The sequence below is a fragment of the Streptomyces taklimakanensis genome (assembly GCF_009709575.1).
GTDB classification, from domain to species: Bacteria; Actinomycetota; Actinomycetes; order Streptomycetales; family Streptomycetaceae; genus Streptomyces; species Streptomyces taklimakanensis.
The window spans coordinates 4,170,454-4,184,384 of the sequence record NZ_WIXO01000001.1 but is presented as its reverse complement, the minus strand read 5'-3'; the positions used below and the strand labels follow the sequence as shown (position 1 = coordinate 4,184,384).

8 protein-coding genes are annotated in these 13,931 nt (G+C 71.8%); 6 read left to right on the top strand and 2 right to left on the bottom strand.

The window, feature by feature from the left end:
• The first annotated feature begins 280 nt into the window (after nucleotides 1-280).
• The 4 genes from F0L17_RS18640 (at nucleotide 281) to glgB (ending at nucleotide 8,466) form a co-directional block, all read left to right on the top strand.
• Complete coding sequence (locus F0L17_RS18640; RefSeq protein ID WP_202917893.1) at nucleotides 281-2,308, top strand: alpha-1,4-glucan--maltose-1-phosphate maltosyltransferase; 2,028 nt, start codon at nucleotides 281-283, stop codon at nucleotides 2,306-2,308.
• The gene (treS, locus tag F0L17_RS18635; protein WP_155071963.1) at nucleotides 2,295-3,992 is read left to right on the top strand and encodes a maltose alpha-D-glucosyltransferase; all 1,698 of its coding nucleotides are present in this window, start codon (nucleotides 2,295-2,297) and stop codon (nucleotides 3,990-3,992) included. The genes F0L17_RS18640 and treS overlap by 14 nt, the downstream gene beginning before the upstream one ends.
• Before the next feature lie 219 nt (nucleotides 3,993-4,211).
• Complete coding sequence (locus F0L17_RS18630; RefSeq protein WP_155071962.1) at nucleotides 4,212-5,669, top strand: maltokinase N-terminal cap-like domain-containing protein; 1,458 nt, start codon at nucleotides 4,212-4,214, stop codon at nucleotides 5,667-5,669.
• A 583-nt stretch (nucleotides 5,670-6,252) separates the two neighbouring features.
• Nucleotides 6,253-8,466 carry a 1,4-alpha-glucan branching enzyme gene (glgB, locus tag F0L17_RS18625; protein ID WP_155073841.1) on the top strand — a complete coding sequence of 738 codons (2,214 nt, stop codon included), beginning with the start codon at nucleotides 6,253-6,255 and terminating at the stop codon, nucleotides 8,464-8,466.
• A gap of 156 nt (nucleotides 8,467-8,622) precedes the next feature.
• Here the strand turns inward: glgB and F0L17_RS18620 are convergent, their stop codons facing one another.
• The gene (locus tag F0L17_RS18620) at nucleotides 8,623-10,029 is read right to left on the bottom strand and encodes a cation:dicarboxylate symporter family transporter (protein WP_162466389.1); all 1,407 of its coding nucleotides are present in this window, start codon (nucleotides 10,027-10,029) and stop codon (nucleotides 8,623-8,625) included.
• Between the two features lie 239 nt (nucleotides 10,030-10,268).
• Between F0L17_RS18620 and F0L17_RS18615 the strand changes: the two genes are divergently transcribed.
• Together F0L17_RS18615 and F0L17_RS18610 are read left to right on the top strand one after the other, a co-directional pair.
• Nucleotides 10,269-11,921 carry a sensor histidine kinase gene (locus F0L17_RS18615; protein WP_155071961.1) on the top strand — a complete coding sequence of 551 codons (1,653 nt, stop codon included), beginning with the start codon at nucleotides 10,269-10,271 and terminating at the stop codon, nucleotides 11,919-11,921.
• An 80-nt stretch (nucleotides 11,922-12,001) separates the two neighbouring features.
• Nucleotides 12,002-12,679, top strand: a complete 678-nt coding sequence (locus F0L17_RS18610; protein ID WP_162466856.1) for a response regulator — start codon at nucleotides 12,002-12,004, stop codon at nucleotides 12,677-12,679.
• 76 nt (nucleotides 12,680-12,755) lie between these two features.
• Here the strand turns inward: F0L17_RS18610 and F0L17_RS18605 are convergent, their stop codons facing one another.
• Complete coding sequence (locus F0L17_RS18605; protein WP_155071960.1) at nucleotides 12,756-13,781, bottom strand: ATP-dependent 6-phosphofructokinase; 1,026 nt, start codon at nucleotides 13,779-13,781, stop codon at nucleotides 12,756-12,758.
• Nucleotides 13,782-13,931 lie beyond the last annotated feature (150 nt).

The window sequence follows — 13,931 nt, the reverse complement described above, 5'->3', positions numbered from 1 at the left end:
CATTTCACCCGTCGAACAGCGGGGAAACAACCGAACTCCGATCCGGCGGTGGAAACGGTCCCGTTGGGCACGTTTGCTTACGAGTAGTTCACGTTGCACCGGATTGCCCGTCGGCCCCGGGTGGGCAGTTTCTTTCCCACGGCCCTTTCGGGGCACTCCGGAACACAACCGTCACGCCACCCGAGTGAAGCGGACAGGAGCCGCCATGCGCCCCGCCCGTCAACCGTCCGTGGAACAGATAGAAAGAACAAAACCGTCCGTAACGCCAACAGGTGAGCCAATGATCGGTCGCATTCCCGTACTGGACGTCCATCCGCTCGTCGACTGCGGGCGCCGCCCGGCCAAGGCCGTCACCGGCGAGACCTTCCGGGTGTCGGCCACCGTCTTCCGCGAAGGTCACGACGCGGTCGGCGCCAACGTGGTGCTGCGCGATCCCGCCGGCCGGCCCGGTCCGTGGACGCCGATGCGCGAGTTGGCCCCCGGCACCGACCGCTGGGGCGCCGACGTCACCCCCGACTCCGAGGGCCGTTGGACCTACGCCGTCGAGGCCTGGGGCGATCCGATCACCACCTGGCGGCACCACGCGAGGATCAAGGTCCCGGCGGGGATCGACGCCGAGCTGACCCTCGTCGAGGGGGCGGACCTCCACGAGCGGGCCGCCACCGGCGTGCCCGGGAACGACGGGCGCGCGACGGTCCTGGATGCGGTGGACGCCCTGCGCGACACCTCGCGTCCGATCGCGGCGCGGCTGGCCGCCGCCCTGACCCCCGAGGTGACGGCCGTACTGGAGCGCCACCCGCTGCGCGAGCCGGTCACCGCCACGCGTCCGCTGCCCCTGCTGGTGGAGCGGAGGAGGGCGCTGTTCGGTTCGTGGTACGAGTTCTTCCCGCGCTCGGAGGGCGCGGTGGTCGAGGAGGGCCGACCGCCCGTCTCTGGCACCCTGCGCACCGCCGCGCAGCGGCTGCCCGCGATCGCCGCGATGGGCTTCGACGTGGTCTACCTGCCGCCGATCCACCCCATCGGCGAATCGTTCCGCAAGGGGCCCAACAACTCCCTCACCGCGGGCCCCCACGACGTCGGCAGCCCCTGGGCGATCGGTTCGGCCGCGGGCGGCCACGACGCGATCCACCCGGACCTGGGCACCTTCGAGGACTTCGACCGCTTCGTGGCCGGCGCCCGCGAACTGCGACTGGAGGTCGCCCTCGACTTCGCCCTCCAGTGCTCCCCGGACCACCCGTGGGTCAAGGAACATCCGGAGTGGTTCCACCACCGCGCCGACGGATCCATCGCCCACGCCGAGAATCCGCCCAAGAAGTACCAGGACATCTACCCCATCGCGTTCGACGCGGACATGGGCGGCATCGTCGAGGAGACCGTCCGCGTCCTGCGGTTGTGGATGGGGCACGGGGTGCGGATCTTCCGCGTGGACAATCCGCACACCAAGCCGGTGGTCTTCTGGGAGAAGGTGATCGGCGAGATCAACCGGACCGATCCCGACGTGCTCTTCCTGGCCGAGGCGTTCACCCGGCCCGCGATGATGCACACCCTCGCCAAGATCGGTTTCCAGCAGTCCTACACCTATTTCACCTGGCGCAACGGAAAGGAGGAACTGACCGACTACCTGACCGAACTGAGCGGAGACGCCGCCTCGTACATGCGGCCGAACTTCTTCGTGAACACGCCCGACATCCTCCACGCCTACCTCCAGCACGGGGGACGCCACGCGTTCGAGGTCCGGGCCGTGCTCGCCGCCACCCTCTCCCCCACCTGGGGCGTCTACGCGGGCTACGAGCTGTGCGAGAACACGCCCGTGCGGCCCGGCAGCGAGGAGTACCTGGATTCGGAGAAGTACCAACTGCGCCCGCGCGACTGGGCGGCCGCCGAACGGACGGGCGCCACCATCGCACCGCTGATCACCGAGCTGAACCGGCTGCGCCGACGCCATCCGGCGCTCCAGGAACTGCGCAACCTGCGCTTCCACCACAGCGACAACCCGTCGATCATCGTCTACTCCAAGCACTGCGCACACCCGTACGCCGACACGGTTCTCACGGTGGTCAACCTCGACCCCCACCACACCCACGAGGCCACGGTCTCGTTGAACCTGACGGAACTCGGTCTCACACCCGCGCAGGCCAGTGGCGCCGAGCTTTTCCCGGTGCGCGACGAGCTCACCGGCGAGACCTATCACTGGGGCAGGGACAACTATGTGCGCCTGGAACCGGGCCGTGCCGCGGCACCCGCGCACATCCTCTCCCTGCGACCGTCCTCACCGACCGGAGGGTCACCCAACCATGACCGTCAATGAACCCGTCATCGACACGTTCGAGGACACGCCCGCCAAGGACCGCGATCCCGATTGGTTCAAAAGGGCCGTCTTCTATGAAGTGCTGGTCCGGTCCTTCCAGGACAGCAACGGCGACGGCATCGGCGATCTGAAGGGCCTCACCGCCCGGCTCGACTACCTCCAGTGGCTGGGCGTGGACTGCCTCTGGCTCCCGCCGTTCTTCAAGTCCCCGCTGCGGGACGGCGGCTACGACGTCGCCGACTACACCTCCGTCCTGCCGGAGTTCGGCGACCTCGCCGACTTCGTGGAGTTCGTGGACGCCGCCCACCAACGCGGCATGCGGGTCATCATCGACATGGTCATGAACCACACCAGCGACCAGCACCCCTGGTTCCAGGAGTCCCGCCGCGACCCCGACGGCCCCTACGGCGACTACTACGTCTGGGCCGACGACGACAAGCAGTACGCGGACGCCCGCATCATCTTCGTCGACACCGAGGTGTCCAACTGGACGTTCGACCCGGTGCGCAAGCAGTACTACTGGCACCGCTTCTTCTCCCACCAACCGGACCTCAACTACGAGAACCCGCGCGTGCAGGAGGAGATGATCTCGGCCCTGAGGTTCTGGCTGGACCTGGGCATCGACGGGTTCCGGCTGGACGCGGTCCCCTACCTGTACGCGCAGGAGGGCACCAACTGCGAGAACCTGCCGGCCACCCACGCCTTCCTCAAGCGGGTCCGCGCCGAGATCGACGCCCACTACCCCGACACCGTGCTGTTGGCCGAGGCCAACCAGTGGCCGGAGGACGTCGTCGACTACTTCGGCGACTACTCCAAGGGCGGCGACGAGTGCCACATGGCGTTCCACTTCCCCGTCATGCCGCGGATCTTCATGGCGGTGCGCCGCGAGTCGCGCTACCCCGTCTCCGAGGTGCTGGCCAAGACCCCGGCCATCCCCTCGGGCTGCCAGTGGGGCATCTTCCTGCGCAACCACGACGAGCTGACCCTGGAGATGGTCACCGACGAGGAGCGCGACTACATGTACGCGGAGTACGCCAAGGATCCGCGGATGCGCGCCAACATCGGCATCCGGCGGCGGCTCGCCCCGCTGTTGGACAACGACCGCAACCAGATCGAGCTGTTCACCGCCCTGCTGCTGTCCCTGCCCGGCTCGCCGATCCTGTACTACGGCGACGAGATCGGCATGGGCGACAACATCTGGCTGGGCGACCGGGACGCGGTGCGCACGCCCATGCAGTGGACACCGGACCGCAACGCGGGCTTCTCCTCCTGCGACCCGGGCCGGCTCTTCCTGCCCACGATCATGGATCCGGTCCACGGCTACCAGGTCACCAACGTCGAGGCGGCGATGAGCAGCCCCTCGTCACTGCTGCACTGGACGCGCCGCATGATCGAGATCCGCAAGCAGAACCCCGCCTTCGGGCTGGGCTCCTACACCGAGCTGCCGTCGTCCAACCCGGCGGTGCTCGCCTTCCTGCGGGAGTACGGGGACGACCTCGTGCTGTGCGTGCACAACTTCTCGCGCTTCCCCCAACCCACCGAGCTGGACCTGAACGCCTTCAGCGGACGCCATCCGGTGGAGCTGATCGGCGGGGTGCGGTTCCCCTCCATCGGTGAACTGCCGTACCTGCTGACGCTCGCCGGCCACGGCTTCTACTGGTTCCGGCTGCGGAAGCAGCCCTGACGGGGGCCCGACGGACACGGCGGCCCGGGAGACACCGCACCACGGGTGTCGGCCCGGGCCGCCGTGGGCAGCCTTGCCATCACCACCCATCGCACCACTCGTACGAGTTCGCTAGCCCGCTCGGTGGGTACTCCCCGACACGTCCCGCACCGCCGGACAGCCACAGCCGCAATCCGGGACACTCTGCCGTACCTTTCGTGTGCCCGGGGAAAGGACGCCATGTCGGACAGCTCCTCGCCGCGCGCCGCCGTCGCCACGCGCGAGTCGGAGGGCGCGGCGCTGCTGCGTTCGCTCACGCCACTGCTCACCGAATGGCTCCCGCGGCAACGCTGGTTCGCCGGGAAGGGGCGGCCCGTCAGCGGTTTCGCCCTGGTCGCCGCGACCGAGCTGTTGCCGTGCGCCGAGGGTGCCGCGCCCGGTCTGCTGCACCTGCTCGTCCGCGCCCGACAGCCCGGGGGGCCCGAACAGACCCATCCGGTGCCCGCCGACTGCTACCAACTGCTGCTCGGCGTCCGGCCGGCCCTCCCGCCCCCGCTGGCCGGCTCCCTCATCGGGCACCCCGCCGACGGCCCGCTGCGCGGCCGCACGGTGTACGAGGCGCTCCACGATCCGCGGCTGGCCGCCGTGCTGCTGGAGCGGCTGTGCTCTCCGGGACGGATGGGCCCGTTGTCCTTCCAGCGCGAGCGCGGCACCACCATTCCGCGGGGGTTGCCGCCCCGACCGCTGAGCGTGGAGCAGTCCAACTCCTCGGTGGTCTACGGCGACCGCTTCATCCTCAAGCTGTTCCGCCGTGTGAGTCCCGGCGTCAATCCGGATCTGGAGCTGCCCCTGGCGCTGGCGCGGGCAGGTTCGGGCCGGGTGCCGGCACCGGCCGCCTGGTTCGAGGCGCGCCCCGGCAAAGGCGCCGAGGGCGGGGGCGAAGGCGACGAGCCGATGACGCTGGGGGTGCTGCAGCCCTTCCTGCCGGGCACCGCCGACGGCTGGCAGCTCGCGCTGCGCTCGCTGGCCTCCCACGGCGACTTCACCGGTCCGGCGCGGGCGCTGGGCCAGGCCATCGCCGAGGTGCACACCACGCTGGCCCAGGCGCTGCCGGTGACGGCGCTGCGCCGACGTCAACTGGAGTTCATCGCCTCCGGCATGAACGAGCGCCTGGAGGCCGCGGCCGCCGCCGTGCCGGCGCTGCGCCCGTACCGGGGGCGGCTCCACACGGTCTTCAACGCGGTGGCCGACCTGGGGCGCAGCGGACGCGCCTGGTCCGCCCAGCGCATCCACGGCGATCTCCACCTGGGCCAGGCGCTGTGCGCGGGCGACACCGACCGGTGGTCGATCATCGACTTCGAGGGCGAGCCGGCCCGCCCCATCGCCGAACGCCGTCGCCCCCAGCCGGTGGTGCGGGACATCGCGGGCATACTGCGGTCCTTCGACTACGCGGCGTGCCAGCACGCCCGGGGCTCCGCCCGGGAGGCCGGGTGGGCCCGCGAGTGGGCCGAGAAGAATCGTGACGCCTACTGCTCCGGCTACGCCGACGCCTCCGGCGCCGACCCGCGCGACGAGGCCGTCCTGCTGCGCGCGTACGAGACGGACAAGGCCGTCTACGAGGTCCTGTACGAGGCCAGGCACCGCCCCGCCTGGCTCGCCATCCCCATGTCCGCCATCCAACGGCTCGCGGACACCTGAACGACTCGTCCTCCAGGAGGCCCTTCCCGTGACCCCCCGTCCCGACAGTCCCGACAACCGACCGCTTCCCGACACCCCGTCCCGTTCCGATCGCACCGGTGCCCGGGGCGGGGGTTCCGCCACCCCGGCCGGGGTGGCGGAGGGGGCCGCGGAGGCGGCGGCGCAGAGCGTGAGGAAGGCCACGGCCGGCAAGAAGACCGCGACCGGGAAAACCACCACCAAGAAGACCGCCAAGACCGCCAAGACCGCCAAGACCGCCAAGACCGCCAGGACGGTGAAGAGCGCCAAACCGGCCGGGACGGCCGGGACGGCGAAGGCGGCACCGGCCGCCGGGGAGGCCGCCGCCGAGAAGCCGGCGGAGACGACGACGGCCGCGAAACGGACCGCGCGGAAGACCACGGCGCGGAAGACCGCCCGGAAGGCGGTGGCGGCCCAGGCCCCCGTACGGAAGGCCGTGGCCAAGGCTTCCGCCGTTCCGCAGGACGAACCGGTCAAGGACCACGCCCCCAACCGGCCCGACACCCGTCCGCCCGCCCCGCGCCGCGGCGACGGCCGCGACGCGGTGGGCGAGCCCGGACACGGGATGCGGACCGCTCCCCCGTTGGACCCCGGTGAGCGACAGCGGCTCCTCCACGGCTCCCACCACGATCCGCACGCCGTGCTCGGCGCGCACCGCACGGCCGGCGGGGTGCTGTTCCGGGCGCTGCGCCCGTACGCCCGGGCCGTCACCGTCCTGGTCGCCGGGGTGCGGGCGGAGCTGCACGACGACGGCGACGGACTGTTCTCGGGCCTGTGGCCCCTGGCCGAGAAAGCCGCGATCCCGCCCTATCGGCTGCTGGTGCGTTACGGCCCGGAGCCGGGGACGGACGAGATCGAGACCGAGGACCCGTACCGCTTCCTGCCCGCCCTGGGCGAACTGGACCTGCACCTGATCGGCGAGGGCCGCCACGAGGAGCTGTGGCGCGCGCTCGGCGCCCGCCCCATGACCGTCGACGGGGTGACCGGCACCCGCTTCACCGTCTGGGCGCCCAACGCGCTGGGCGTGCGGGTCGCCGGGGACTTCTCCCGCTGGGACGGAACGGCGTTCCCGATGCGCTCGCTGGGCGGCAGCGGTGTGTGGGAGCTGTTCCTGCCCGATGTCGGACCGGGCACGCTGTACAAGTTCGACATCACCCGGCCCGACGGCTCCCACACCCTGCGCGCCGACCCGATGGCCCGCCGCACCGAGGTGCCGCCCGCGACCGCCTCGGTCGTGGAGGAGTCGTCGTACCAGTGGCGGGACGGGGAGTGGATGGCGCGCCGCGCCGGGTACGCCCCGCACCGGGAGCCGCTGTCGATCTACGAGGTGCACCTGCCGTCCTGGCGCCCCGGGCTGACCTACCGCGACCTGGCCGAACAGCTCCCGGCGTACGTGAAGGACCTGGGCTTCACCCACGTGGAGCTGATGCCGGTCGCCGAGCACCCCTTCGGCGGCTCCTGGGGCTACCAGGTCACCGGCTTCTACGCGCCCACCGCCCGGATGGGCACGCCCGACGACTTCCGGTACCTGATCGACCGTCTCCACCAGGAGGGCATCGGGGTGCTGATGGACTGGGTGCCCGCGCACTTCCCCAAGGACGATTGGGCGCTGGCCCGTTTCGACGGCACCGCGCTGTACGAGCACGCCGACCCGGCCCGCGCCGAACACCCGGACTGGGGAACGCTGGAGTTCAACTTCGGCCGCACCGAGGTCCGCAACTTCCTGGTCGCCAACGCGGTCTACTGGTGCGAGGAGTTCCACATCGACGGCCTGCGGGTGGACGCCGTCGCCTCGATGCTCTACCTGGACTACTCGCGCGAGCCCGGCCAGTGGTCCCCCAACCCCCACGGCGGCCGGGAGAACCTGGACGCGGTGGCCTTCCTCCAGGAGACGAACGCCACCGTCTACCGCCGCTGCCCCGGCGTGGTCACCGTCGCCGAGGAGTCCACCGCCTGGGACGGCGTCACCCGCGCCACCCACCACACCGGGCCGGGCGGCTTCGGCGGGCTGGGCTTCGGCTTCAAGTGGAACATGGGGTGGATGCACGACTCCCTGGAGTACATGGTCAAGGAGCCGGTGCACCGCAAGTACCACCACAACGAGATGACGTTCTCCATGGTGTACGCCTACTCGGAGAACTACGTCCTGCCGATCTCCCACGACGAGGTGGTGCACGGCAAACGGTCGCTGGTGTCGAAGATGCCGGGCGACTGGTGGCAGCAGCGCGCCAACCACCGGGCCTACCTGGGCTTCATGTGGTCCCACCCGGGCAAGCAGTTGCTGTTCATGGGTCAGGAGTTCGCGCAGGGCGCGGAGTGGTCGGAGGCGCACGGCCCGGACTGGTGGCTGCTGGACCCGGCGTACTCCGCGGCGGGCGACCACCGGGGGGTGCGCGACCTGGTCCGCGACCTCAACCACCTCTACGCCGCCACGCCCGCGCTGTGGGAGCGGGACACCGAGCCGGCGGGCTTCTCCTGGATCGAGGGGGGCGCGGCGGACGACAACGTCCTGGCGTTCCTGCGGTACGCCGCCGATGGCAGTCCCCTGGTCGCCGTCTCCAACTTCTCCCCCGTCGTCCGTCACGGCTACCGGATCGGCGTTCCCGACGAGGTGTCGGCGTGGCGTGAGGTCCTCAACACCGACGCGGCGCGGTACGGGGGGAGCGGGGTGGGCAATCCCGAGCCGTTGGGGAGCGAACCCGTGCCCGCCCACGGCCGCCCGGCCCACATCGCCCCGACGCTGCCGCCGCTGGCGACGATCTGGCTCGTCCCGGCCTGAGGCGGCCCGGGGCGGTCGGAGCGGGACACCGGAACCCCGGAATCCGCCGGGGAACGCCGAGGAACGCCGAGAGGTGCGGAAAAGGCCGTGCGGCCCCGATCCGGTGGGGGGACCGGACCGGGGCCGCACGGTGTGCCCGGGGCGGAGACGGGGGGATCAGACGCCCGCGGGCTCCTTGGCGGCGGGTTCTCCGGTGGTGGTGCCGGATTCCCGCGTGGTTCCGGTGTCCCGCTCGGGGGTGCCGTCGGCCCCGTGGGCTCCGTCGTCGACGAGGGTCCGCTCGTCGAACGGGGCGCGTCCGGCCAGCACCTCGCGCACCCGGTCCTTGTCGATCTCCTTGGTCCAGGTGCCGACCAGTACCGTGGCGACCGCGTTGCCGGCGAAGTTCGTCAGCGCGCGGGCCTCGCTCATGAAGCGGTCGATGCCGACGATCAGGCCGACGCCGTCCACCAGCTCCGGCCGGTGGGACTGGAGGCCGCCGGCCAGGGTGGCCAGGCCGGCGCCGGTGACGCCCGCCGCGCCCTTGGAGGCGATGATCATGAAGACGAGCAGGGAGATCTGCTGCCCCACCGAGAGCGGGTCGCCCATCGCCTCGGCCACGAACAGCGAGGCCATCGTCAGGTAGATCGCGGTGCCGTCGAGGTTGAAGGAGTAGCCGGTGGGCACGGTGATGCCGACGACCGGCTTGCTCACCCCCAGGTGCTCCATCTTCGCGATCAGGCGCGGAAGCGCCGACTCGGAGGAGGAGGTGGACAGGATCAGCAGGAACTCCCGGCCCAGGTACTTCAGCAGGGCGAGGATGTTCAGCCCCGCCACCAGTCGCAGCAGCGTGCCCAGCACGACGAAGACGAACAGCAGGCAGGTGACGTAGAAGCCGACCATGATGACGGCCAGGGAGGTCAGCGCGTCCACGCCGGTCTCGCCGACCACCGCCGCGATGGCGCCGAAGGCACCGACCGGGGCGACCCACATGATCATCGCCAGCACGCGGAAGACGAGCCGCTGGATGTGGCCGACGCCGCGCAGCACCGGTTCGCCGGCCGCCCCCATCGCCTGGAGGGCGAAGCCCACCAGCAGGGCCACCAGGAGGGTCTGGAGCACCTCGCCCTCGGTGAAGGCGGAGACCAAGGTGGTGGGGATGATGCCCAGGAGGAAGTCGACCGTGCTCTCGCTCGCGCCCTCGGCCTGCGCCGCGCCGGCGCTGCGGGCCTCCTCGGTGAGCTGGAGTCCGGAACCGGGGTCCAGCACGTTGCCGACGACCAGGCCGATGGCGAGGGCCACGGTGGACATCACCATGAAGTAGCCGAGCGCCAGACCGCCCACCGCGCCGACCTTGGCGGCCTTCCGCACCGAGCCGATGCCCAGCACGATGGTGCAGAAGATCACCGGCGAGATCATCATCTTGATGAGGTCGACGAAGCCGGTGCCGAGCGGTTTGAGTTCCTTGGCCACGCCGGGTGCGGCGAAGCCGAGCACGATGCCCGCCAGCACGGCGCCGATCACGGCGATGTACAGGTAGTGGGTGCGGTCTCGTCTCTTGGACTGCGCTGTCTGCGTGGACACGTCGGGCTCCTCGGAAGTGCGGCTCCGACTCGCTGGGAGTCCCGGCGACTATGCATCCGGGTGTGACGTCATTCACCGTTGCGTGCATTACGTGCACGGAAAACCGCGATGGAGTGTGAGATTCCGGCCCGCCGCGGGCCCGTTGACCTCGTCCCGGCACCGGTCGCCGCGCGGCCCGGCGGGAGTTCCCCGACCTCCAAAGGTCGGCCGGGCCCCGGGCACGGGGCAGACTGGTGGCCATGCGTCTGCCCCGTCCCCGCAGCCTGGCCGGCCAGCTCTTCGCGATGCAGGTCGTGCTGGTGGCCGCCGTGGTGGCCGGGTGCGCCCTGTTCACCTACCTGAACGACCGGGAGCAGGCGGAGAACTCCGCCCGCCACCGGGCCACCGCCACGGCCCGGGCGGTCGCCGACTCCCCCTCGGTGGCGGCGGCGATCGGCTCCCCCGACCCCAGCGAACGCCTCCAGCCGTACGCCGAACGGGTCCGGCGCGACACCGGCGTCACCTTCGTGACGATCATGGACCCGGACGGCATCCGCTGGACGCACCCGGAGCCGGACCGCATCGGCCGCCCCTTCGTCGGCCACATCGGACCGGCGCAGCGCGGCGAGACCTTCCACGAGACCTACACCGGGACCCTGGGCCCGTCGGTACGGGTGGTCACCCCGGTCCGCGACGCCGACGGACGGATCGTGGGACTGGTGAGCGCCGGGATAGCGGTGGAGCGGATCAGCGCCGAGGTGGAGCGACAGATGGCGGTGCTGCTGGCGGTGGCCGGGGGCGCGGTGGTGCTCGGCGGACTGGGCACGTACGTGGTCAACGCCCGGCTGCGCCGCCACACCCACGGCATGAACGCCACCGAGCTCAGCCGCATGCACGACTACCACCAGGCCGCGCTGCACGCCGTGCGCGAGGGGCTGATGATGCTCGACGGGCAGCGGCGCGTCGCGCTGATCAACGACGGCGCCCGCGCGCTGCTGGGTCTGACCGGCCGGGACGCCGTCGGACGGAGCGTGGCCGAACTGGGCCTGCCCGCCCCGCTGACCGGGGCGCTGCTGGCCTCCGAGTCCCGGGTGGACGAGGTGCACCTGACCGACGACCGCGTGGTGGTGGTGAACACCTCGCCGGTGTCGGGCGGCGAACGGCGCGGCACGGTGGTGACCCTGCGCGACCACACCGAGCTCCAGGCGCTCACCGGCGAGCTGGACTCGGTGCGCGGCTTCGCCGAGGCGCTGCGTTCCCAGGCGCACGAGGCCGCCAACCGGCTGCACACCGTGGTCTCGCTGATCGAGCTGGGCCGGGAGCGGGAGGCGGCGGAGTTCGCCACGGCCGAACTGGAGCTGGCCCAGGCCCTGACGGACCAGGTGGTGGCGGCGGTCGCCGAACCGGTGCTGGCGGCGCTGCTGCTGGGCAAGGCGGCGCAGGCGAACGAGCGCGGGGTGGAGCTGGTGCTCACCGAGGACAGCAGCGTCGACGACGGCGTGCTGCCCGAGGACCTCCCGTCCCGGGACCTGGTGACGGTGCTGGGCAATCTGGTCGACAACGCCCTGGACGCCGTCTCCTCGACAGCCGTCGCCTCGGACACCGCACGGGTCGCCGTGACCGTGCGGGCGTCGAGGGACGAGCTGCTGCTGCGCGTCACCGACAACGGGCCGGGCATCGCCCCGGACACCGCCGAGGAGGTCTTCCGGCGCGGTTGGACGACCAAGGACGCCGACGCGCGCGGTGGCGACCGAGGGCGGGGGCACGGCCTGGGGCTGGCGCTGGTGCGGCAGACGGTACGGCGGTACGGCGGCACCGTCGAGCTGTCCGGGGCCCCGGAGGGCGGCGCCCGCTTCACCGTACGGCTGCCCCTGCGCGCCCGGCGCGGAGTCGGCGAGGGGGTGCCGGCGTGACCGGGCCGGGGAACGGCACCGGCGGTGCGGGAACCGCGGGCGGTGCGGGAACCACGGGCGGGGAAACCGGCGAGGGCCCCATCAGGGTGCTGGTCGTCGAGGACGACCCGGTGGCCGCCGACGCCCACGCCCTGTACGTCTCCCGGGTGCCCGGCTTCGCCGTCGCGGGGGTGGCGCACTCCCGCGCGGAGGCCGGGCGGGTCCTGGAGCGGTCGGGCGTCGATCTGATCCTGCTCGACCTCTACCTGCCCGACGGGCACGGTCTGTCCCTGGTGCGGGCGCTGCGCGCGGCGGGTCACACCACGGACGTCTTCGCCGTCACCTCGGCCCGCGATCTGGCCGTCGTGCGCGAGGGGGTCTCGCTGGGGGTCGTCCAGCACGTGCTCAAGCCCTTCACCTTCCCCACGCTGCGCGACCGGCTGCAGCGGTACGCCCGGTTCCGGATGACCACCACCTCCGCGGGCGCGGAGGCCGGCAGCCAGGCGGAGGTGGACCGGGCACTGGCCACGCTACGGGCGCCGGGACGCGTCACGCTGCCCAAGGGGCTGAGCGCGGCCACCCTGGAGTCGGTCACCTCGACGCTGCGGACGGCCCCCGAGGAGGGCCTGACGGCGAGCGCGGCGGCCGAGCGGGTCGGCGTCAACCGGATCACCGCGCGCCGCTACCTGGAGTACCTGGTCGGCACCGGACAGGCCGAGCGCACTCCCCAGTACGGGCAGGTGGGACGGCCCGAGCTGTACTACCGCTGGCAGGGCTGACCGGACGCGCCTCCCGGCGGCGCCCGTCGGGGACGCCGCCGGAAGGGGGGCCGGGGGCAGGAGCCGCCGAAGGGCGTCAGAAGACCGCTTCGGTCTCGTCCATCCGGTCCTGCGGAACGGTCTTCAGCTCCACCACCGCGTCGGCCAGCGGGGCCATCACGATCTCGGTGCCGCGCAGGGCCGTCATCATGCCGAAGTCACCGCGGTGGGCGGCCTCCACCGCGTGCCAGCCGAAGCGGGTGGCCAGCACCCGGTCGTACGCGGTGGGGGTGCCGCCGCGCTGCACGTGGCCGAGGATGACCGGGCGGGCCTCCTTGCCCAGGCGGTGCTCCAGCTCGATGGCGAGCCGGTTGCCGATGCCGGTGAAGCGCTCGTGGCCGTACTGGTCGATCCGCCCCTTCTCGTACGGCATCGAGCCCTCGGCCGGGCGGGCCCCCTCGGCGACGCAGACGACCGCGAACTTCTTGCCGCGCGCGAAGCGGTCCTCGATCATCTTGCACAGGTCGTCGACCTGGAACGGCCGCTCCGGGACGCAGATGCCGTGCGCGCCGCCGGCCATGCCGGCCTCCAGGGCGATCCAGCCGGCATGCCGGCCCATGACCTCCACGACCATCACGCGCTGGTGGGACTCGGCGGTGGTCTTCAGCCGGTCGATGGCCTCGGTGGCCACGGTGACGGCCGTGTCGAAGCCGAAGGTGCGGTCGGTGGCGGAGATGTCGTTGTCGATCGTCTTGGGCACGCCGACCACCGGCAGACCGGCGTCGGCGAGCATCCGGGCCGCGGTCAGCGTGCCCTCGCCGCCGATCGGGATGAGCGCGTCGAGGCCGAGCCGCTCCAGGAGCTCCTCGGAGTTCTCGCACGCCTCGCGCAGCCGGCCGCGCTCCAGGCGGGCCGAGCCCAGGATGGTTCCGCCGCGGGCCAGGATGCCGGAGACGGAATCGATGTCGAGCCTGCGGTAGCGGCCGTCGAGCAGGCCCTTGAACCCGTCTTCGAAGCCGATGACTTCGTCGTTCCGGTCCACCACGGCGCGGTGCACGACCGAACGGATCACGGCGTTCAGACCGGGGCAGTCGCCGCCTGCGGTGAGGACTCCGATGCGCATGGGGATCGCTTCTCCTGCTCGCTGCTGGTTCGGGGGTGCGCCGCCGCGATTGTTTCACGTCCTGAACACATGGCCGCCTCCCGTCTCACATACCGTTCGAGACACGACCGGCACGCGTCCTCGCCGGGGTGACGGCAGAGCCAAGAGTAG